23 protein-coding genes and 1 other annotated feature are annotated in these 21,039 nt (G+C 28.0%); of the genes, 15 read left to right on the plus strand and 8 right to left on the minus strand.

The window, feature by feature from the left end; translation table 11 throughout:
• Window positions 1–2 precede the first annotated feature (2 nt).
• The gene (locus tag NWE74_RS13370) at window positions 3–815 is read left to right on the plus strand and encodes a polysaccharide deacetylase family protein (RefSeq protein ID WP_258243498.1); all 813 of its coding nucleotides are present in this window, start codon (window positions 3–5) and stop codon (window positions 813–815) included.
• A 91-nt stretch (window positions 816–906) separates the two neighbouring features.
• Window positions 907–1,222, plus strand: a binding site (T-box leader).
• Window positions 1,223–1,326: 104 nt separating this feature from the next.
• Window positions 1,327–3,990 carry a valine--tRNA ligase gene (locus tag NWE74_RS13375; protein ID WP_258243499.1) on the plus strand — a complete coding sequence of 888 codons (2,664 nt, stop codon included), beginning with the start codon at window positions 1,327–1,329 and terminating at the stop codon, window positions 3,988–3,990.
• A 110-nt stretch (window positions 3,991–4,100) separates the two neighbouring features.
• Here NWE74_RS13375 and NWE74_RS13380 read toward each other — a convergent pair whose 3' ends face one another.
• The gene (locus NWE74_RS13380) at window positions 4,101–4,640 is read right to left on the minus strand and encodes a hypothetical protein (RefSeq protein WP_258243500.1); all 540 of its coding nucleotides are present in this window, start codon (window positions 4,638–4,640) and stop codon (window positions 4,101–4,103) included.
• Window positions 4,641–4,884: 244 nt separating this feature from the next.
• On the opposite strand from NWE74_RS13380, the gene NWE74_RS13385 reads away from it, so the two are divergent.
• From NWE74_RS13385 to NWE74_RS13395, 3 genes are all read left to right on the plus strand, one after another.
• Window positions 4,885–5,508, plus strand: coding sequence for a PH domain-containing protein (locus NWE74_RS13385; RefSeq protein WP_092726889.1), 624 nt, complete (start codon window positions 4,885–4,887; stop codon window positions 5,506–5,508).
• A 121-nt stretch (window positions 5,509–5,629) separates the two neighbouring features.
• A complete protein-coding gene (locus NWE74_RS13390) occupies window positions 5,630–6,382 on the plus strand; it encodes a GNAT family N-acetyltransferase (RefSeq protein ID WP_258243501.1) in 753 nt (250 codons plus the stop codon).
• Between the two features lie 270 nt (window positions 6,383–6,652).
• Entirely contained in the window at window positions 6,653–7,948 is a 1,296-nt protein-coding gene (locus NWE74_RS13395) for a bifunctional folylpolyglutamate synthase/dihydrofolate synthase (protein WP_258243502.1), read from the plus strand.
• A gap of 132 nt (window positions 7,949–8,080) precedes the next feature.
• Here NWE74_RS13395 and NWE74_RS13400 read toward each other — a convergent pair whose 3' ends face one another.
• Window positions 8,081–8,326, minus strand: a complete 246-nt coding sequence (locus NWE74_RS13400; protein ID WP_258243503.1) for a TIGR03905 family TSCPD domain-containing protein — start codon at window positions 8,324–8,326, stop codon at window positions 8,081–8,083.
• Window positions 8,327–8,471: 145 nt separating this feature from the next.
• Here NWE74_RS13400 and NWE74_RS13405 point away from each other — a divergent pair, with 145 nt between their 5' ends.
• Window positions 8,472–9,338 carry a YncE family protein gene (locus NWE74_RS13405; protein ID WP_258243504.1) on the plus strand — a complete coding sequence of 289 codons (867 nt, stop codon included), beginning with the start codon at window positions 8,472–8,474 and terminating at the stop codon, window positions 9,336–9,338.
• Window positions 9,339–9,340: 2 nt separating this feature from the next.
• On the opposite strand, the gene NWE74_RS13410 is transcribed toward NWE74_RS13405, so the two are convergent.
• The 3 genes from NWE74_RS13410 to NWE74_RS13420 all read right to left on the minus strand — a co-directional run bounded on the left by NWE74_RS13410 (window position 9,341) and on the right by NWE74_RS13420 (window position 10,575).
• On the minus strand, window positions 9,341–9,877 hold the full coding sequence (locus NWE74_RS13410; RefSeq protein ID WP_092726896.1) for a DUF4364 family protein: 537 nt from the start codon (window positions 9,875–9,877) through the stop codon (window positions 9,341–9,343).
• A gap of 154 nt (window positions 9,878–10,031) precedes the next feature.
• Entirely contained in the window at window positions 10,032–10,229 is a 198-nt protein-coding gene (locus tag NWE74_RS13415; RefSeq protein WP_092726898.1) for an alpha/beta-type small acid-soluble spore protein, read from the minus strand.
• A 136-nt stretch (window positions 10,230–10,365) separates the two neighbouring features.
• Window positions 10,366–10,575 carry a hypothetical protein gene (locus NWE74_RS13420; protein WP_258243505.1) on the minus strand — a complete coding sequence of 70 codons (210 nt, stop codon included), beginning with the start codon at window positions 10,573–10,575 and terminating at the stop codon, window positions 10,366–10,368.
• A gap of 87 nt (window positions 10,576–10,662) precedes the next feature.
• On the opposite strand from NWE74_RS13420, the gene NWE74_RS13425 reads away from it, so the two are divergent.
• From NWE74_RS13425 to NWE74_RS13465, 9 genes are all read left to right on the plus strand, one after another.
• Window positions 10,663–11,424, plus strand: a complete 762-nt coding sequence (locus tag NWE74_RS13425; RefSeq protein ID WP_258243506.1) for a polysaccharide deacetylase family protein — start codon at window positions 10,663–10,665, stop codon at window positions 11,422–11,424.
• 187 nt (window positions 11,425–11,611) lie between these two features.
• A complete protein-coding gene (locus tag NWE74_RS13430) occupies window positions 11,612–12,247 on the plus strand; it encodes a single-stranded DNA-binding protein (RefSeq protein WP_258243507.1) in 636 nt (211 codons plus the stop codon).
• A 110-nt stretch (window positions 12,248–12,357) separates the two neighbouring features.
• Window positions 12,358–12,927 carry a class I SAM-dependent methyltransferase gene (locus NWE74_RS13435; RefSeq protein WP_258243508.1) on the plus strand — a complete coding sequence of 190 codons (570 nt, stop codon included), beginning with the start codon at window positions 12,358–12,360 and terminating at the stop codon, window positions 12,925–12,927.
• A 135-nt stretch (window positions 12,928–13,062) separates the two neighbouring features.
• Window positions 13,063–13,200, plus strand: a complete 138-nt coding sequence (locus NWE74_RS13440) for a hypothetical protein (protein ID WP_258243509.1) — start codon at window positions 13,063–13,065, stop codon at window positions 13,198–13,200.
• A gap of 5 nt (window positions 13,201–13,205) precedes the next feature.
• Window positions 13,206–14,975: a sigma 54-interacting transcriptional regulator gene (locus NWE74_RS13445; RefSeq protein WP_330666378.1), complete on the plus strand. Its 1,770-nt coding sequence runs from the start codon at window positions 13,206–13,208 to the stop codon at window positions 14,973–14,975.
• A gap of 272 nt (window positions 14,976–15,247) precedes the next feature.
• The gene (locus NWE74_RS13450; protein WP_258243511.1) at window positions 15,248–16,555 is read left to right on the plus strand and encodes a serine dehydratase subunit alpha family protein; all 1,308 of its coding nucleotides are present in this window, start codon (window positions 15,248–15,250) and stop codon (window positions 16,553–16,555) included.
• A gap of 69 nt (window positions 16,556–16,624) precedes the next feature.
• Entirely contained in the window at window positions 16,625–17,164 is a 540-nt protein-coding gene (hpt, locus tag NWE74_RS13455) for a hypoxanthine phosphoribosyltransferase (protein WP_092727089.1), read from the plus strand.
• Window positions 17,165–17,367: 203 nt separating this feature from the next.
• The gene (locus NWE74_RS13460; protein ID WP_258243512.1) at window positions 17,368–17,772 is read left to right on the plus strand and encodes a VOC family protein; all 405 of its coding nucleotides are present in this window, start codon (window positions 17,368–17,370) and stop codon (window positions 17,770–17,772) included.
• Window positions 17,773–17,864: 92 nt separating this feature from the next.
• Window positions 17,865–18,467, plus strand: coding sequence for a DUF4397 domain-containing protein (locus NWE74_RS13465; RefSeq protein ID WP_258243513.1), 603 nt, complete (start codon window positions 17,865–17,867; stop codon window positions 18,465–18,467).
• A gap of 62 nt (window positions 18,468–18,529) precedes the next feature.
• On the opposite strand, the gene dapD is transcribed toward NWE74_RS13465, so the two are convergent.
• Genes dapD through dapA form a run of 3 tightly spaced genes read right to left on the minus strand, consistent with a single transcriptional unit; the run spans window position 18,530 to window position 20,908 of the window.
• Window positions 18,530–19,243 carry a 2,3,4,5-tetrahydropyridine-2,6-dicarboxylate N-acetyltransferase gene (gene dapD / locus NWE74_RS13470; protein ID WP_330666435.1) on the minus strand — a complete coding sequence of 238 codons (714 nt, stop codon included), beginning with the start codon at window positions 19,241–19,243 and terminating at the stop codon, window positions 18,530–18,532.
• A gap of 31 nt (window positions 19,244–19,274) precedes the next feature.
• Window positions 19,275–20,021 (minus strand): 4-hydroxy-tetrahydrodipicolinate reductase, encoded by a 747-nt coding sequence (dapB, locus tag NWE74_RS13475; protein WP_258243515.1) that lies wholly within the window; start codon window positions 20,019–20,021, stop codon window positions 19,275–19,277.
• Window positions 20,015–20,908 (minus strand): 4-hydroxy-tetrahydrodipicolinate synthase, encoded by an 894-nt coding sequence (gene dapA / locus NWE74_RS13480; protein WP_092727094.1) that lies wholly within the window; start codon window positions 20,906–20,908, stop codon window positions 20,015–20,017. The genes dapB and dapA overlap by 7 nt, the downstream gene beginning before the upstream one ends.
• Between the last annotated feature and the right edge of the window lie 131 nt (window positions 20,909–21,039).

A 21,039-nucleotide genomic window follows, 5' to 3' on the forward strand; every position in this document is an offset into this window, starting at 1 on the left:
GGATGAAGTACAAATCTAATATATCTATTATTGTGTCTATTATATGTATAGCAATAATTGGTTCAGTAATAGGTTTTAATTATTTTAAGGGAAATGTCAAAGAAACTAGTAATTATACAGAGAACAATGAAGTGGCAAGTTTAATAAGAGATAATACACTTACAGAGATTATTAAAAAATCAATAACACCAGAGCAAAAAGGTCCAATACCAAGAACGGGAAAAATAGCATATATAACTATAGATGATGGACCATCAAAGTATACAAATGAAATCTTAGATATACTAGAAAAAAATGATGTTAAAGCAACTTTCTTTATGATTGATGGTAATATGAAACTTCATAAAGATGAAGTAGAAAGAATACAGGAAGATGGACATAGTGCAGGATTTCATAGTGTGTCACATGATATAAAACAATTATATAAAACTCCTCAAAATACATTAAAAGAATTTGAAACATGTGAAAATACTTTTTATAGTATAACAGGGGAAATATCAAAATTAATAAGACTTCCTTATGGAAGTAAACCTTATATGCCAGATGCATCTCATGAATTATTGAAAGAAAATGGATATAAAATGTGGGATTGGAATTTAGATACTCAAGACTGGAGAGCTACTACTGATATCATAGTAAGTAATGTACTATATTATGGACGAGATAATCCAAACTTAGTAGTACTAATGCATGAAAAGGAACAAACTGTAAAAGCTTTAGATAGTATGATAAAAGTGTTAAAAGACAGAGGCTATGAAATAATGCCAATAACAGAAGACACACAACCTCATAATTATTGGGATAAAAACTTATAAAAATATATATAAAACTTAAAATCAGGTATATATTATTATAAGTAATTGACAATAATATTAGTAATTGGATATAATTAAATAATAAATGAAAATAAAAACTGTGATGAAGAGGAGTATATAAATACTACTAAAAGAGATGAAGACTCATAGGCTGAAAGGTCTTCTTGGAATAGATTTGTAGAAGGTAGCTTCGGAGTTTCTAAGCTGAACTAACAGTAAGCTTAGACGGTGTGAATCGTTAAAATCTATTGAGAGCCATAACTATGAAACTAAGTTTAATTATTTTTAAATATGTGAACTTGAACGATGGATGTGACAGCGTAAATACGAGTGTTATATTATTGTTAAAATTAAGCATAGCATAGTTTGTGGAATTAAGGTGGTAACGCGAGCTTTTCGTCCTTATTATAGGATGAAGAGCTTTTTTTATGCTTAAGTAAATTATATTGCATCAATAGATATGGATAAATAAGCAAATAATTATATTAATTATAAATAAGGAGGAAACACAATGGAAAATACTAATTTACCAAAAACGTATAATCCTAAAGATTTTGAATCTAGATTATACTCAAAGTGGGTTGAAGATGGATTATTCAAGTCTAAGCCAAACCCAAATAAGAAGCCATTTACAATAATGCTTCCACCGCCAAATATAACAGGGCAATTACATATGGGACATGCACTTGACCATACATTACAAGATATACTTATAAGATGGAAGAGAATGGACGGTTATGAAGCTTTATGGCAACCAGGAACTGACCATGCATCTATAGCAACAGAAGTTAAAGTTGTTGAAAGAATAAAAGAACAAGAAGGAAAAACTAAGTATGAAATAGGAAGAGAAGAATTCCTAAACAGAGCTATGGACTGGAGAAATGAATTTGGTAGAAAGATAGTAGACCAAATGAAACAGTTAGGAGATTCTTGTGACTGGGATAGAGAAAGATTCACAATGGATGAAGGATGTAACGAAGCTGTTACTGAGTTCTTTGTGAAACTATATGAAAAAGGTCAGATATACAGAGGAAACAGAATAATAAACTGGTGTCCTGATTGTAAGACTACTTTATCAGATGCTGAAGTTGAACACGAAGAGCATGATGGTAAATTCTATCACATAAAATATCCAATAAAAGGTAGTGATGAATTCTTAGAAATAGCTACAACTAGACCAGAAACAATGTTAGGAGATACAGGTATAGCTGTAAATCCAGAAGATGAAAGATACAAGCATTTAGTAGGTAAGCATGCTATACTTCCTATGATAGGAAGAGATTTAATAATAGTTGCTGACGATTATGTTGATTTAGAGTTTGGTACTGGTGCAGTTAAAATGACTCCAGCTCATGACCCTAATGATTTTGAAGTAGGTCAAAGACATAATCTTGAAAAGATAAATGTAATGAACGAAGATGGAACTATGAATAAGTTAGCTGGTAAATACGAAGGTATGGACAGATATGAGTGCAGAAAGCAACTTATAGCTGATTTAGATGAAGCAGGATACATGATAGCAATAAAAGACCACAATCATAATGTAGGTTCTTGTTATAGATGTAAAACTGTAGTTGAGCCAAGACTTTCTGATCAATGGTTCGTTAAAATGGACGAGCTTGCTAAGCCTGCTTTAGATATATTAAAGAAGAAAGATTTAGAATTCGTTCCTGATAAATTTGATAAAACATATACTCAATGGTTAGAAAATATAAGAGACTGGTGTATATCAAGACAATTATGGTGGGGTCACCAAATACCAGCTTACTACTGCCAAGAATGTGGTGAAGTAGTTGTTGCTAAAGAAATGCCAAAGCAATGTAAATGTGGATGCACTAACTTCAAGCAAGATGAAGATGTTCTAGATACATGGTTCTCTTCTGCATTATGGCCTTTCTCAACTTTAGGATGGCCAAACAATACAGAGGAATTAAACTACTACTATCCAACAAGTGTACTTGTAACTGGATACGATATAATATTCTTCTGGGTAGTTAGAATGGCATTTGCAGGAATGTTCTGTATGGGTGAAACTCCATTTGAACATGTATTAATACATGGACTAGTTAGAGACTCTGAAGGTAGAAAAATGAGTAAATCTCTAGGAAACGGAATAGATCCATTAGAAGTAATAGACCAATATGGAGCAGATGCTCTAAGATTCATGTTAGCAACTGGAAATTCCCCAGGAAATGACATGAGATTCTACATGGAAAGAGTAGAAGCATCAAGAAACTTCGCTAATAAATTATGGAATGCATCAAGATTTGTATTCATGAATATAGATGAAGAAATAATGGAAGGTGTAACTAGAGAATCTCTAGAAGCTAATATGACATTAGCTGATAAATGGATAATATCAAGAGCAAACAACGTTATTAAAGAAGTTACTGAGAACATGAATAAGTTTGATTTAGGTATAGCAGCTCAAAAGATATATGACTTTGCATGGTCAGAGTACTGTGACTGGTATATAGAAATAGTTAAGCCAAGATTATATTCTGAAGATAAAGAAGCTAAACAAACAGCTCTATATACATTAACATATGTATTAGAAAAGATATTAAAACTTCTTCATCCATATATGCCGTTTATAACAGAAGAAATATATACTCACCTTCCAACAGTAGAAGGAAGTATAGTAGTAGCTGAGTTCCCTCACTACAATGAATCTGATAATATGGCTAAAGAAGAAGAAATGATGAACTTAACAATGGATGGTATAAGAAACATAAGAAATGTAAGAGCAGAAATGAATGTACCACCATCAAAGAAAGCTAAGGTTATAATAGTTCCAACAGCTGAAAAGAAAGAAGCTATGGAATCAGGTAAAGATTATTTTGTAACATTAGCATCTGCATCAGTAGTTGAAATAGTTGAAGATGAAACTAATATACCTGAAGATGCAGTAAGTGTTGTTATAGAAGGTGTTAAGATATTCATACCACTTGATGAATTAGTTGACTTCACTAAAGAATTAGATAGATTAAACAAAGAAAAAGCTAAATTAGAAGGCGAAATAAAGAGAGTTAACGGAAAACTTTCAAACCAAGGATTCTTAGCTAAAGCTCCAGAAAGCTTAGTAAATGAAGAAAAAGCTAAGAAAGAAAAGTTTGAAGAAATGATGAACTCTGTTGTAGAAAGAATAGCTAACATAGAAGCTAAAATGAAATAACAAAAAAGAGTGTCTTATTTTTAAGACACTCTTTCTTTATTTTCTTTAATAAATATCTAAAATTAAAAAACAAAAAAGTATTAAATATCAAATTTAATAAAGTTTATATTCTAATTAGAGATAGAATTTAACTTATTTGAAATAATATCTTTTATCTTATTGCTTTTATCTAATAAATCATTTAGCTTTTGATTACTTTTATTTAAAGTATTATTTAATTCTTTGCTAGATTTATCAGCTTTGCTCTTAACATCATCTATACTAGACTGAGCATTAGATATTTGATGGTTAACATCATTTATTTTGGATGTTAACTGGTTTTTGTTATTTTCAACAGAATTTAATTTATCATTTACTTTATTTAACTTATAAGATGTATCACTTAAGTCTGGAATATTTATATTGGACTTACTTGAACCTGCTGAATTATTTTCTAGATTATCTGATTCTAGTTCTAAGTTTAATTGGTCAAGTTTATTTCTAACTTCTTTACCTATATCTAAATCAGACGTAGAACTATCAGTTGCTTCTTCTGATTTAGCAGAATCTTCGGCGCTTTTAACTTCTGTCATATGTGAATCATCAAGTTTTGAACAACCGCTTAATGTCAATATTGATATTATTGGAATCATAATGCAAGCTTTTTTCATATTCAATTCCCCCTGTAATTATTATGTTTAGAATTCTAACTACATTATAATCTTTTTTTCAAAAATTGTATACAAGATTATAATGTTTTTATATTAAAAATTATTAAAATAATAATAAATTAGTAATCTTAACACTTTATTTTAATTAAATTATTTAACAGTATAAATAGCATAATAATTAAATATATTTATAGTCATTAGTGGTATAATATGAATAAAAATAAATGAAAATTTGGAGGGTAAAATGGCAGGGAATTTATTTGGAAAAATAGCAGCAGACACATTAGGATTATCAGATATTGGAAAGATAATTGAACCTAAAGACTTTGATAAAGTTGATGGTGATGATTATATAATGCATGAAGATGGAGAAAAAATATTTTTTGTAATAAAGTCTAAATCTGACGAGTATGTGTTTACTAATAGAGGGCTTTTACATGTAGATGGAGCAAGTGCAGTTAGTAAAAAAAGAACAGTAGAAAGACATGAATTTTATTATGAAAAAGTTCATTCAGTAACTTTAGAGACAGCTGGAACTGTAGACTTAGATATAGAAATAAAATTTAATTTCGGAAATCAAGCATTTAGTATTGATGTAGATAAAAATCAATTAGAGCAATTAAAGGATTTATATAAAGCTTTAGTTGAAATAGGAAAACTTCAAGGAAAAAATTATATATCAATAGAAGATGGAACTAATGGCTTAAAAATGGCAAATGAAGCTTTATCAAGATGTGTAATTGAAGGAAATGTAACAAATATAGTACATGATTTAACTAACTTTAATTTAGATTGGATGGAAGCATTAAGAAAAAAATATAGTAATAAAGATTTCACTGAGGTATTTGAAAAATATATAAATAATTAGTATATAAAAGCTAACTCATAATTTATGAGTTAGCTTTTATATATTTTAATAAATTTTTTAAAGGATAATATTTAATTTAAGTGAATATATATACCTTAAATAATTTAAAAGGGAGAATTTTATGATACAAAAACTGAGTGAAAAAGATAGAGAATTAGTGTTATCTTATGTAGGTAAACAGCCAAGTATAAATTTATTTCTTATAGGAGATATAGAACAATTTGGATTTGATAAAGATTTTCAAGATGTCTGGGGTAATTTTGATGATAAAGGAAATCTGAAAGGTGTTTTGCTTAGATATTTAAATAATTTTATACCATATTATGAAGATGATAATGAAAATTTAGACGAATTCAAAGAAATTATAAAATCGTACAATGGCAAAAAATTAATATCTGGAAAAAAAGATTTGCTATATAAATTTGATGGTATTTTAAAAAATCAAAAATCAAGAGATACATATTTTTGTGAACTTAGAGATAAAGAAAATTTAATAAAATATGATGAGAGTGTAAAGTTAGCTATAGGAAAAGACGCAAAAAGGATATGCGATATATTAAATACAATAGAAGAATTTGATACATCTGAGCATAATGAAAATATTATAAGAGATAGGATAGAAGATAAAAGTGGTAGAGCTTATTATATAGAAAAAGATAAGAATGAAATAATTTGTATTGCTCAGACGACTGCTGAAAATAGTAAATCAGCTATGGTAGTAGGTGTTGCAACTAGATTTGGTTATAGGGAGAAAGGTTATATGAGCAAATGTCTTTCAAAACTTTGTAATGATTTATTAAGTGAAGGTAAAAGTTTATGCTTATTTTATGATAATCCCAAAGCTGGTAAAATATATAATAAAATAGGGATTTAAAGAAATTGGAATTTGGACTATGTTGATAGGAGAATAAAATCAATAAAAATATAAAACCCAATAATTAAATTAGTTTAAAAAAATCCATATAGTAAATATATTTACTATATGGATTTTTAATATTTATACTAAATAAGAGTTTAATTTAGTTTTTATTAAAGTCAAAATATACTATAATAAAAAGTAGATAAAGTTGTCCTAAAATGTTGGAAATAGGACAACTTTTACATATAAACACATAAAAGAGAAACTGACTAAGGGGGAAGTGGGATGAACTACCAAGAATCATTAAATTATATTAATGAATCACACAAATTTGGAATTAGATTAGGCTTAGATAATATGAGAAATTTACTAGAGCTTTTGGGAAATCCACAAGATAAGTTAAATGTAATACATGTGGCAGGAACTAATGGTAAAGGCTCAACTTGTTCATTTATAACTAGCATATTAAAAGAATCAGGATATAAAGTAGGATTATATACATCTCCATTTTTAGAAACTTTTACAGAAAGAATAAGAATAAATGGAGACAATATACTTGAAGAAGATGTAGCAAGGATAGTTACATTAATAAAAGAGAAAATAGAGCAAGGAGATATATACCCGACGGAATTTGAGATAGTTACAGCTATGGCATTTTATTATTATTGCGAGCAAGGTGTTGATTTTGTAGCACTTGAAGTTGGTTTAGGTGGAAGATATGATGCAACTAATATTATAAAAACATCAGATATTAGCGTAATAACATCAATAAGCTTAGACCATGTCGGTATACTTGGAGATACAGTAGCAAAAATAGCCTATGAAAAAGGTGGAATAATAAAAGAAAATGGAACAGCAATAGTTTATGATCAAAGTGATGAAGCAAAAGATGTTATAAAAGATATATGCAAAGAGAAAAATGCAAAGTATATAGAAGTTAAATTCGACGATATAAGTATAAAGCAATCAGATATATACTCACAAGTATATGATTGTAGCATAATGGGTAAAAAATATGATGATTTAGAAATAAAACTTATAGGAGACCATCAAATAAATAATTCTATTTTAGCATTAAGTGCTATAGAATTCTTAAAAGAAAAAAAAGGATTAAATATAACAGAAGAAAATATTAGAAAAGGTCTTATAAATACAAAATGGCCAGGTAGAATAGAAAAGATAATGGAGAAACCTATATTTATAATAGATGGAGCTCATAATGAAGATGGAGCTAGATCGCTTGCTAAAGCTATAGACAAAAACTTTAATGGAAAGAAAGCAACTCTTCTAATCGGTATGTTAGAAGATAAAGATATAAATGGAGTATTAGAAATACTTATGCCATATTTTAATAAAGTTATAACTACTACACCAGATAATCCAAGAGCAATAGATAGTGAAAAATTAAAAGATAAAATTTCAAAATATGTAGACAATATAGTTTCAAAACCTAGTATAGAAGAAGCTGTAGAATATACATTAAAAAATTCATCTGAGGATGAAATAGTAATAAGTGCAGGTTCTTTATATATGATAGGGACGGTGAGAACTTTAGTAAATAAAATGTTAGTATTAAATTAATGTAAAGTTTATTGTATACAAAAAAGGTGGCAATATGCCACCTTTTTTTATAAATAATAATTCTGTTCAGAATTACTATTTATATGTGTGATATTAACAAAAGCTATTAAACATTTTAAAATATGATAGCTGTTATAAAGATTGACGTATAGCTTTAGATAATTGATCTGGGCAAGAAGTAGTCTTACCTCCACAAGGTATGTTAGCTAATTTGTCAGCAACTTCAAGTGCGTTTTGTCCTATAACTAACTGTCTAAGTCCTATTAAATTTCCTGGACATCCACCAACGAATTCAACATCAGTGATAACGTTATTATCGTCGATTTCAAACATCATCTCTTTACAACAAACCCCACTTGGTTTAAAAGTAATTTTCATAATTATGAACTCCTAATTAAAATAGTTTTATTACCCTAATAATACCAATATCTACATAATATTTCAAGTATGAAAACATAGTCATAATGAAGAGCCATTAATAATATATTATTGTAGTATGTATATAAAGAGGGGAGGTTATTATTTGAAAGTATATATTTCTAATTACCTATCAAAGAGCATAAGCATATTAAGTTATCCTAAATTTGAAATTGAAAAAGAAATTTATTTAGAGGAGGATATCTATCCACATCATATCTGCGTTGATGAAGAGAAAAATTTAATGTATATACCAAGTTCTAGTAATGGCATTTTATATATATTAGATCTAAATTCGAATGAAATAGTAGAAAATATATCAATAGGTGGCAATCTAAGTCAAATATCATTGTGTAATGGGGAATTATTTATATCTAATGAGGATTCAAACAGTATTTATATATTAGACCAAGAGACTCTAAATCCAGTTGGAATAATTGGTGTAGATGAAATGCCTCATGGATTTGATTTTAATAATATAGAAAATAAGTTATATGTACCATGTGTAAATTCAATTATATGTATAGATACTTTAAGCAAATGTATTGATAGAAAAAAAGAAATAGACTTTAAGGCTTGGCATATAAAAATTGATTGTAAGAAAAGTGAAATATATACATCTACATTGGACGGAAAAATCGTAATATTAGATGAATCTAAAATGAAAATAATAAAGGTGCTAGAAGGATTTTTATTGCCAGTTCAAATATGTTTTAATTACAAAGATAATAAAGTGTATGTTGCAGATTTGGGTTACAAAAACATTAGCATATTAGATTATGATACGGGTGAACTTTTAGGTTCTATAAATATAGATGGAAATCCTCAGGGATTGGAAATAACAAAAGACGAAAAACTATTAATAGTATCAGACACTCAAAAAAATGCAATAAAAATCTATGATACAAGTAATGATGAGCTAGTAAAAGAGATTAAAGTAGGAAAAGAGCCTACAACAATTTTATGTGTGTAGGCCTAATGGCTATCGCGTATAAGTAAATCTATTACTTCAGCATACATGTATGAAGCATTTTTTTTCCAATTATTACAAATTAGCTTAGCCTGTTTCTCCGAAGAAACATTTAAGTTTAAATCTATTAAATTAGATTGATTTTCTATAACTCTTAAATTAACAATAAATTCATGATCACTCTGTTTAACAAAACTTGATTTTACTTGAGTATCTGATAATAAACTTTCTTTATTATTAAGTATATACTCATCTATTTTTTTAGTTACATTTTCTGGAATTCTTGTTAGAAAATATTCTAAAATTTCAAGACCCTTTTGAGTAAGAGAGTAGTATTCTCTATCAGATTCTTTATATGTAGCTAAAAACTTAGATTCCATAAGTTGTGATAAAAACTGTTGAAGTGAAAAATAATTCATTATTTCTGTTTCTAATACAACTTGAGTTATTTGAGAATTAGTTAAATCCATATTAATTTTATTTAATACATATAAAATTAAAAGCTTATGAGAAGCTAATTCTTCAGATGAGTTTTCAAACATAATATCATCCTCCGTAAACTATTTCTATATAATATATTAAACCAAAATATATAAAAATAAAAGCACAATTTATTTAATATTATATTTGGATAAAATTCAAGAAAAAAAGGCTACCAATTTGGTAGCCTTTTTCCTAGATGTCAGAATTTACTATTTACTTACCAGCCATTTGTTGTTCAGCCATTTCAACTAATTTCTTAGTCATATAACCACCAACATAACCGTTTTGTCTAGCTGTTAAGTTTCCTTTATCTACGCTATCGTAGTTAGCTATACCTACTTCATTAGCTATTTCTAATTTCATTTGGTTTAGTGCAGCTTTAGCTGCTGGAACTGCTTTTTTGCTTGACATAGTAAATTACCTCCTGATATTTTGATGTCTAACAACACTTGTTTAATTTTGTTTAAACTGTTTTGTGTATGTGTTGTTAATACTAATATGTCCCAAAACTAAATGTTATATACGTAATTTGAAAAAAATTTTTATTCTAAGTGAATTTTCTGTTCATCTTAGTTTTTTTGTCTTTTCTTATACCATTTTCAAGCTTGTGAGACTCTCTAAGATAGTGTTCGTGTTCTGGTTTTAATGGCAATCTAGTTGTAAAAACCTGACTACCATTTATATGGTTATTAGATGAATTTTTTTGATTTAACATATATCCACCACCTTTTATTAGTATTAATTCTAATTTGCCCAATTAATAAATTTATTTTAATAGTAATTTTTTGAAATAAAAAAAAATAAGTTTTAAATATAGGACATATATATGAAAAGGAGGTGCAATATGAATACTAGATTTAAGAAAACAAGATCTTTATTATCTAGCGCATTTTTTTTGATATTAACATTATCATTAATATTTGGATTAGTTTATGGGATAAGATATATATGCTATAAACAAGGAAATGTAAACATGCCAATATATAAAGTGGATACAGATGAAAAAAAAATATCATTGAGTTTTGACGTAGCCTGGGGAACTGATAATATAGATGACATTCTTAAAGTATTAGAAAAACATGGAGTAAGGTCAACATTCTTTTTAGTTGGAAGTTGGGTAGATGATAATAAAAATTTAGTTGAAAAAATACATAAAGAAGGACATGAAATAGGAAATCATTCTAATACTCATGCTAATACTAAACAATTATCAGAAGATGCAGTGGTACAAGAAATAGAATTAACATCAGAGAAAATTTCAAATATAACAGGTGAAAAAACTACTTTATTTAGACCTCCATTTGGGGATATAGATACAAAAACATTGGATGTATGCAAATCTTTAGGTTATCAAGTAGTTAAATGGGATGTAGATTCTATGGATTGGAAACAATTAGGTCCTAATCATGTTATAGAAAGAGTTGTAAAAAATTCACAACCAGGTTCTATAGTTTTATTTCATGCAAACATAAATAATAGTGCTACATATTTAGACTCTATAATAACTAATCTAAAAAAAGAAGGTTATGAAATAGTCCCTGTTTCAGAAATTCTTTATAAAGAAAATTTTACAATAGATAGTAATGGAGTTCAAAAATCTAAATAAAAGTACATATAAAAAAATTACTTTAAAAAATGTTAACTTTGTTTAAAAATTTAACTTAAACTATAAAAAATATTAAATAAAATTCAATACAAGTGAAGAAATTGTAATAAAAATTGTCCGATATAAATATATTTATTATATAAGAAAGATAAAACATAAGAATTAACAATTGTGGGGGGATAAAGAAATGATTACTGTTAAGGATGATACTAATGTAGTAAACCTAAGAGGAGAATTAGATGGAGAATTAGAATTTAGCCATGAGATATTTGGGGAAAAATTCTATAACACAAAGATAAGAATAAATAGATTAAGTAACTCTAATGATGTACTACCAATAACTATATCAGAAAGGTTACTAGAAGAAATTGATTTTGAAAACAATAAATCTGTTAGAATAGTTGGTCAATTAAGATCTTATAATAAGAATATTAATAATAAAAATAGATTAGTACTTACTGTATTTGTTAGAGAAATAAAATTATCAGAAGAAGATAATAAGGATCCAAATAACATTTTCCTTGATGGCTTTATATGTAAAGAACCTATATACAGAAAAACACCGTTAGGAAGGGAAATAACCGATTTATTAGTAGCTATAAATAGACCTTATAATAAGTCTGATTATATTCCATCTATAGTTTGGGGAAGAAATGCTAAATTTGCTAAGTCTCTTAAAGTTGGAGATAGAATACAAATGTGGGGTAGAGTTCAGAGTAGAGAGTACGAAAAAAAGACAGAAGACGGAGACGTATTAAAGAAGGTTGCATATGAAGTTTCAATTTCAAAAATAAAAAAAACTAGTGAAAACAACAATGAATAAGATTTCCTAGAAAAACCACGAAATTTATATATTGAATAGTTGCCCCTTATTGATTATAATCTATTCTATGATGTTATTTATAAATGTATAAAACAAAGAGGGGGAACACTGTGAAAAGCGTATTATATCATGATTATGAACCTAATGCTGATTTGACAGATACTTCTGATGATGTAACATGTTTTTTAGATAGTATCAAGTATGATATAGGAAACAATATATTACTTGTTGGAAATATAGGCAACTTAGGAAAAAGATTGAGGATGTTAGGTGTTTACGTTACGATATTAGAAGATAACTGTTATGAAGATGTATGTTATTCTTTAATACACAATTGTAACTGTAATGTTGTTAAAGGATCATTAGAATTTTTACCTTTTGAAGATAAATACTTTGATAAGGTAATAATACTAGATCATTTTAATAACACTAATGACTACAAACGAGCTTCAAAAGAAATTAACAGAGTTTTAAAATGTAATGGTGAATTAGTACTAGAAGATTTAAACCTAAAGAATATAAAGGTAAAATTAAAAAACTTAAAGCATAGGCTTTGTGGAGAAAATATAAATTATCGATATCCTCAAGAAATAGTAAGTCTATTTTCTAAATTAAACTTTGAAGGAAATTTAAAAGAAGTTGAGAATGAGAGATACATTTATATAGGAAAAAGAAAATAAATAATGTAATATAATATATAATAAAGACTAGGATTATCCTAGTCTTTTATATTATCCATTATTAATAATAGGGCGAAAAATATAATTAATTATACTAACTAAAGAATACTTATAAAAAGAGGAGTGGATATACATATGGATTTAAATTATGGATTAATTATAATAGTAATGTTATTTGTAATATTAATGTCTATTCAGTTTACATTAAACAAAATATATGTGACATTAAAAGAAATAAAAGAAATACTTAATTTAAAAAAGATTAAGGAATGATAGGAATGAGTAATTTACAAGATATAAAAGAAGATATTCAAAATATAGCAGAGGCTATAGAAGCTGTTTTAGGCGTAGATGTAACTATAGTTAATCAAGAACTAATAAGAGTTGCAGGTACTGGAACATACCTAGATAAAATCGGTAAAAAGGTAAATGGATACTCAGCATTCAATAAGTCTTTAACAGAAAGAATAGAAATAATAATAGATGATCCTAGTTGTGATGAAATATGCAAGGAATGTTACAATAAAGGTAGCTGCAAGGAGTTTGCTGAAGTATGCTGCCCTATAATATCAGACAATGAAGCATACGGTGTTATAGGATTAATAGCTTTTACAGATAAGCAAGCAAGTTTAATAAAAGATAATAAAGATAGTTTAATGAATTTTTTAAGAAAAATGGCTGACTTAATATCAAGCAAGATAAAAGCTCAAATAAAATCATATGAAGTTGAACTAGAAAAGAAAAAATTAGAAACACTTTTAGATAGTATTGATAAAGCTATTGTATCGATAGATGTAAATGGAAAAATAGATAAGTATAATTCTAAATTTAAAGAAATATTTAACTTAGGTAATAATATAAAGTATAAAAATATATTTAAGATACTTAAATTTATAAATACGCCTACGATAGATAATTTTAAAAACAATAAATCATGTAGTTTTCATTACAAAATAGATAGATATGAATTAAAGGGAATCTATAATATAAGTAAAATAATATTAAACAATGAGTTAAAAGGATATGTAATAGATTTTATAGATAAAAAAGATGCAATAAAAAATTATAATAAAATAAACAAAGACTACAAAATAACTTTAGACAATATAATAGGAAACAGTGAAGTAATAAATAATACTAAAAAAGAAGCTTTAATGGCATCTAAATCTACATCCACAGTACTTATAACAGGAGAAAGTGGAACAGGAAAAGAACTATTTGCAAGAGCTATACATAATCATAGTCCTAGATGTGATCATCCATTTGTAGCAGTAAACTGTGCAGCTATACCAGATAATTTACTAGAAAGTGAGTTATTTGGATATGAAGAAGGCGCATTTACAGGTGCTAAAAAGGGTGGAAAACTAGGAAAGTTTGAGTTAGCTCATAAGGGGACTATATTTTTAGATGAAATAGGTGATATGAGTCTTCATTTACAGGCAAAGCTATTAAGAGTATTGCAAGAAAAAGAGTTAAATAAAATAGGAGCAAATTCAAATAAGCTTATAGATGTAAGAGTAATTGCGGCAACAAACAAAGATTTAGAAGATATGGTTAAAAAAGGAACATTCAGAGAAGACCTATATTATAGATTAAATGTTATACCGATAAAATTACCAAGTTTAAAAGAGCGTATAGGTGATATACCATTACTAATAGAGTTTATGATAGTAGAGTACGCTAGAAAGTTAAATAAGGATGTTGTAGGTATAGATTCAGATGTAATAGAACTTATGGAACGCTATGCATGGCCAGGCAACATAAGGGAACTACAAAATGTAATAGAGTATAGTGTAAACATGTCATCTACTCCAAAAATAACTAGAAATGTAATACCTAATAGAGTCAATAATATTGAATCAGAAGATGTTGTAGTAAATGATGATAATATAAGAACTTTAGAAGAATTAGAAAAACGAGAAATATTAAAAGCACTAAATAAATATAAAAACTATAAAAAAGATAAGGAATTAGTAGCAAAATCACTTGGAATATCAAGGGCAACTTTATATAGGAAATTAGAAAAGTATAATATAATCTCAAAATGAGACTAAATCTCATTTTGAGATTTTTTTGTTTTATTTTGAGAATGAATATGAAAACGTAATCATAAAAAGAAACTATTTATAAAAATAAATTATGTATTATTTTATATAAATATAAAATAATAAGTATAAAATTTATTTAAAAACATGTAAGTTCCTAATAAAATTTATATAAATATTAATTTATTTTAAAAAATTTTTTAGAATAAAATTTTTGGCACAAAAATTGCTTATATAATAAAGCATAATACTTAATTTAATTGGAGGAATTTATTATGATGGATATAAGAGCAAAATTAGTTGATATATTAAAAGCTGAGGTTAAACCAGCATTAGGATGTACAGAACCAGTAGCAGTTGCACTAGCGTGTGCTAAGGCTAAAGAATTATTAGGTGAAGAAATAGTAAAGCACAGTGTATTAGTTAGTCCTAATGTATATAAAAATGGTATGTGTGTTGGAATACCGGGAACTGATAGATTAGGGTTAAAAATTTCAGTAGCACTAGGATTTATAGGTGGTCATTCTGAAAATGGTCTTAGAGTATTAGAAACATTAACAGAGGAAGAAGTTAAAAAAGCAGAAGAATATATGGATAATAATCCAATATCTATATCACCAGCAGATACAAAAGAAAAAGTTTATATAGAAGTAAAATTAGAAGGAGCTACAAGAACATCTAAAGTAGCAATAAGAGCCAAACACGATAACTTTGTTTATTTAGAAGAAAACGGAAAAGTTTTATTAAATGAAGAGCCACAACATGAAGAAGTAGCAGCTACAGTAGCAAAAGAAGAAAATATAATGGATACAGTAACTATAAAAGAATTAGTTGAAAATGTAGAAGCATTAGAATTAAAAGACATAGAATTCTTATTAGAAGGAATAACTATGAATGAAGAAATAGCTAACTACGGATTAAGTGGAAAAATAGGTATAGGTGTTGGGTATGGAATAAAACAATCTATGGAAGAAGGATTACTTGGTGATGACTTAATGAACCAAGCTATGATGATAACAGCAGCTGCATCAGATGCTAGAATGGCAGGAGTTAAAATGCCAGTTATGAGTTCAAATGGTAGTGGAAATCACGGTATAACAGCAATACTTCCAATAGTTGCATATAACAAAAAGTTCCCTCAATCAGATGAAAAATTAGCTAAATCTTTAGCTATATCTCACTTAGTAACAGCTTACGTTAAAAACTTTACAGGAAGATTATCAGCAGTATGTGGATGTGGAGTTGCAGCATCAACAGGAGCAACAGCTGGTATATCTTGGTTAATGAGTGGAGATATAAAACAAATAGAAGGTGCTATAGAAAACATGGTAGCAAACTTAAGTGGTATGATATGTGATGGAGCTAAAGCTGGTTGTGCACTAAAATTAGCATCAGCAGCATCAGCAGCAGTACAAAGTGCAATAATAGCTAAGCATGAGTGTTTTGTACCACCAATGAACGGTATAGTTGGAGCTAGAGTTGAGCAAAGTATACAAAATTTAGGTAGAGTAAGTGATAAAGGAATGTCTGTTACAGATGAGGTTATAATAAATGTAATGGATGATATGAATAAGGTTAATTAATTCTCCTTGCAAAAGGAGATAATCTTCGATAAAATGGAAAGTATCATTATATATAGTGGAGGATTAACTATGGATATAGAAACTAAAAAATGGGAAGTTTTATGTTCAGAAGAACAAATAGCAACTAGATTAAAGGAACTTGGATCAGAAATATCTAAAGATTATGCAGGGAAAAATCTTTTAGTAGTATCTTTATTAAAAGGAAGTTTTATATTCTGTGCAGATTTAGTAAGAAATATAACTGTTCCAGTTAAAATTGAATTTATGACTACTTCAAGCTATGGACACGGAGAACAAAGTACTGGTAATGTTAAAGTAGTATCAGATATAAATTCAAGCTTAGAAGGATACGATGTTTTAATAGTTGATGATATAACAGATACAGCACTTACAATGAGCCATGTTATGAGTCATTTAAAATCTAAAAATCCATCTAGTATAAAATGTTGTGTATTACTAGATAAGCCAAGTAGAAGAAAAGTTGAATTAGTTCCAGATTACTGTGGATTTGAAATAGAAGACAAATTTGTTGTAGGATACGGATTAAACTTCGGAGATTATTATAGAAATATACCTTACGTATTTAATGTTACAAACGAAGATAGATAATAAATAAAGCTATATCAAAATAAAAAGTTATAAACAAACTGTGGCTTGATTTAGGAATAAGTTGAACTTATATACTGAATCAAGCTATATTATTGTAGTAATATATTTTGAGATAGCTATTTTTGTGTTATGCACATATTAACGGAATAAAACGTTGAAAAGTGGATAACTTCTAAATAAAAACAGTTACAGGAGGATAAGAGATGGGGATAAAAATGATGCATCACATATGTATACAGACTGAAAAATATCAAGAATCATTAGATTTTTACACAAGAATATTAGGATTTGAAATAGTTAGCGAGATACCAGACTTTCATACTAGAGAGTATAATACTTGGTTGAAGTTAGATAATTTTATGATAGAGTTACAAACACCAAAAGTTGGGGATAACTTTAATAAGTGGAGCTCTTTAAATGCAGGACCTGTGCATATGGGATTTTTAGTAGACAATGTTGAGGAGGAATATCAACGAATAATAGATTTAGGATATAATGAGTTTAAAGTGAAAAATGGTGAAATAGTATATAAAGTAGAAGGTGAGAGTTTGTTTAAGATAAAAGCACCAGAGGGAACGGAAATAGAAATTAGAGATACGGATATATAGATAAAATCCCATAATTAATTGAAATAAGTGACAAAAGTATAGGTTAATTAATACTATAAAAGTATAGATTACTATGCTTGGGGGGATATAAAATGAGAAATTTCGAAGAAAAATATTCTTTGGTTAGAATTTTACATGCTATACCAGATGGGGATGAAGTAGATGTATATATAAATGGATTTCCTTTTTATAATAATATAAGATTTGCTCAATTCACTCCATATATATACGTTCCAGAAGGAAGCCATATATTTAGTGTTTATCTTAAAGATACAAAGGATAAACCGATAGCTGAAAAAACAGTAGACGTTAAAAATAATGAATTGATAACAATGCCTATTATAACTAATAATGGAAGTGCAGATTTGCTACCAATTAAAGAAGAAATGGGAGTGCCTACTGGAAATACTTCTAAATTTAAATTTGTTCATTTAGTGCCAGATGCACCTAGTGTAAATATATTAATGGATAATGAAAAAATATTTTTGGATATAAACTATATGGATTATACTGAATATGAAGAATTAGATCCAAAAGAGTATAAGATGGATATAGAGGTAGCCAAAAATAATACTATAGCTTTAACTAACAAAGTAAATCTTAATCCAAATAAAATTTACACATTTTATGCAATAGGTAAAGTACCTAATGTAGATATTATACAAACATTAGATGGGGCAACATTTTTAATATAACTTAAAATAAATAATAAAAAGCTCTAGGATAAGGTATTTAATACCTTATCTTAGAGCTTTTATTAATCTAAGTCTCTTAAGCCATCCATAAGTTTAGTTTTATCACAAGTTTTCTCATCTTTTAATTTTATAACCTTAGCAGGAGATCCAGCAACTACACATCCTGGATCTACATCACGAGTAACAATTGCACCTGCAGCAACAACCGCACCTTTACCGATACGAACACCCTCTAAAATCACTGCATTAGCTCCTACCATAACATCATCTTCTATTGTTACTGGAGTAGCAGATGGTGGCTCTAATACACCTGCTACAACAGCACCAGCACCAAGATGTACATTATTTCCGATTATACCTCTAGCACCAATGACTGCATTCATATCTATCATTGAATTTTCCCCAATGACCGCACCTATATTTACAACCGCACCCATCATCACAACCGCATTATTTCCGATACTAACCATATCCCTTATTATAGCGCCTGGTTCAATACGAGCATGTTCGTTTAAATAATCATAAAGAGGAATTGCCGAGTTTCTTCTATCATATTCAATATGAATTTCATCAATATGGTTTTTTTTGTCTTCTAAAAATTTCATTATTGTTTCATAATCGCCTATTAAAATATAAGACCCGTTAGAACCAAAAACTTTAAAACCCTTATTTTTTTTAAAGTTTAAGAAGTGTCCGTTTATATAAACTTTTACCGGTGTAACCTTCTTAGATTCTTTTATATATTTAGCAATTTCATAAGCATCATTCAAATTTATCATTTGATATCCTCCTTCTATAGACTTAAAATTAACCTAACATATTATCCATGTTGTAATAACCCGCACTTTGGTTAACTAAGTATTTAGCAGCTGAAATAGAACCTTTAGCAAATATATCTTTAGACTGAGCTATATGCTTTAGTTCTACAACTTCATCATGACCAGCATAGATTACATTGTGTTCACCTACAATAGTTCCGCCTCTTATTGCATGTATACCTACTTCATTTTCAGTTCTCTTAGCTTCGCGTCCATATCTACCGTAATTATATTCAACTTTTGGTAATACTTCCTTAACTGCATTTGCAATCATAACTGCTGTACCACTTGGGGCATCAACTTTTTTGTTATGATGTTTTTCTATAACTTCAATATCGAAATCAGCCAACATCTTAGTAGCTTCTTTAACTAGTCTTAATAAAACATTAACTCCTAAAGACATGTTAGAAGAGTGGAATATAGGAATGATATTAGAAGCTTCCTTTATTTTGTTTAGCTCACCTTCATTATATCCAGTAGTTGCAATTACTAATGGAGTTTTAGTCTTAGTAGCAAATGATAATACATCATCTAAAGTAGAATGATGAGAAAAATCTATTATAACATCAGCTTTTTCAACTACATCATTCATTTTAGGATAAATTTTAAATAAAGAATTTTCATTAGGATGTTGAGAAACTCCGCAAACTAAATCTAATTTATCATCATCTTGAACGCACTTAGTTAATACTTTCCCCATTTTACCAAGGCATCCATTTATAATAACTTTTAACATAATCCCTCCGCTAAATTTAAACCTCTATTAACTAATTCTTGTTTTAATACTTCTAAATTTTTAGGATCCATTTCAGCAAGTGGAAGTCTAAGATTTCCAACTTCAAATCCTAATAAATTCATAGCAGTTTTTACTGGAATTGGATTTACCTCAATAAATAAAGCATCTATTAATGGCTTCATACCAAGTTGTAGTTCTCTAGAACCTTCTATATCTCCATCAAAGAATTTTTGAACTAAATCATGAGTTTCTTTAGGACATATATTAGCAAGAACTGATATAACACCATGACCACCTACAGATAATAATGGTAATATAGAATCATCATTTCCTGAATAGATAGCAAAATCTTTAGGTACTAATCTAGCTATTTCAGCAACTTGAGCTATATCTCCACTAGCTTCTTTAACAGCAACTATATTATCTATTTTAGCTAATTCAGCCACCATACTTGGCTTGATATTCATAGAAGTTCTTCCTGGAACGTTATAAAGAATTATTGGTAAATTAACACTTTTAGCTATTGTTTCAAAGTGTTTTTTAAGGCCATTTTGATTAGCCTTATTGTAATAAGGTGTTATAACTAATAAACCATCTGCACCTAATTTTTCAGCTTTTTGACTTAAATGAACAGAGTGCATAGTATTGTTTGAACCAGTACCAGCTATAACAGGTATTCTTTTATTAACTTTATCGACAACATATTTTATAACAGTCAATTGCTCATCATCACTCATTGTTGTGGATTCTCCTGTAGTACCACAAACAAGTAAAGCATCAGTTTTATTTTCTATATGAAATTCTACTAATTTCCCTAATGTTTCAAAATCAACTCCAGTTTCAGTAAATGGTGTAACTAAAGCAACTGCAGAACCTTTAAATATCATATTAAAATCCCCTTTTTATATATATTTGCCTATAAAGGCATTTAAAGTTTTATATTGTAATAAATAATAATATTTAAAACCATATAATAGTAAGTAATATACTTATGATATCACGAAGCAGAATACTATTA

This window comes from Romboutsia lituseburensis (assembly GCF_024723825.1).
GTDB lineage: Bacteria > Bacillota > Clostridia > Peptostreptococcales > Peptostreptococcaceae > Romboutsia_F > Romboutsia_F lituseburensis_A.

Coding starts and splice junctions, on each gene's coding strand:
- NWE74_RS13385 (WP_092726889.1), top strand. CDS start 4,885: ATGGCAGGGAATTTATTTGGAAAAATAGCAGCAGACACATTAGGATTA.
- NWE74_RS13370 (WP_258243498.1), top strand. CDS start 3: ATGAAGTACAAATCTAATATATCTATTATTGTGTCTATTATATGTATA.
- NWE74_RS13390 (WP_258243501.1), top strand. CDS start 5,630: ATGATACAAAAACTGAGTGAAAAAGATAGAGAATTAGTGTTATCTTAT.
- NWE74_RS13410 (WP_092726896.1), bottom strand. CDS start 9,877: ATGTTTGAAAACTCATCTGAAGAATTAGCTTCTCATAAGCTTTTAATT.
- NWE74_RS13440 (WP_258243509.1), top strand. CDS start 13,063: ATGGATTTAAATTATGGATTAATTATAATAGTAATGTTATTTGTAATA.
- NWE74_RS13415 (WP_092726898.1), bottom strand. CDS start 10,229: ATGTCAAGCAAAAAAGCAGTTCCAGCAGCTAAAGCTGCACTAAACCAA.
- dapA (WP_092727094.1), bottom strand. CDS start 20,908: ATGATATTTAAAGGTTCTGCAGTTGCTTTAGTTACACCATTTACTGAA.
- dapB (WP_258243515.1), bottom strand. CDS start 20,021: ATGTTAAAAGTTATTATAAATGGATGCCTTGGTAAAATGGGGAAAGTA.
- NWE74_RS13375 (WP_258243499.1), top strand. CDS start 1,327: ATGGAAAATACTAATTTACCAAAAACGTATAATCCTAAAGATTTTGAA.
- NWE74_RS13400 (WP_258243503.1), bottom strand. CDS start 8,326: ATGAAAATTACTTTTAAACCAAGTGGGGTTTGTTGTAAAGAGATGATG.
- hpt (WP_092727089.1), top strand. CDS start 16,625: ATGGATATAGAAACTAAAAAATGGGAAGTTTTATGTTCAGAAGAACAA.
- NWE74_RS13450 (WP_258243511.1), top strand. CDS start 15,248: ATGATGGATATAAGAGCAAAATTAGTTGATATATTAAAAGCTGAGGTT.
- NWE74_RS13395 (WP_258243502.1), top strand. CDS start 6,653: ATGAACTACCAAGAATCATTAAATTATATTAATGAATCACACAAATTT.
- NWE74_RS13380 (WP_258243500.1), bottom strand. CDS start 4,640: ATGAAAAAAGCTTGCATTATGATTCCAATAATATCAATATTGACATTA.
- NWE74_RS13425 (WP_258243506.1), top strand. CDS start 10,663: ATGAATACTAGATTTAAGAAAACAAGATCTTTATTATCTAGCGCATTT.
- NWE74_RS13460 (WP_258243512.1), top strand. CDS start 17,368: ATGGGGATAAAAATGATGCATCACATATGTATACAGACTGAAAAATAT.
- NWE74_RS13465 (WP_258243513.1), top strand. CDS start 17,865: ATGAGAAATTTCGAAGAAAAATATTCTTTGGTTAGAATTTTACATGCT.
- NWE74_RS13445 (WP_330666378.1), top strand. CDS start 13,206: ATGAGTAATTTACAAGATATAAAAGAAGATATTCAAAATATAGCAGAG.
- NWE74_RS13430 (WP_258243507.1), top strand. CDS start 11,612: ATGATTACTGTTAAGGATGATACTAATGTAGTAAACCTAAGAGGAGAA.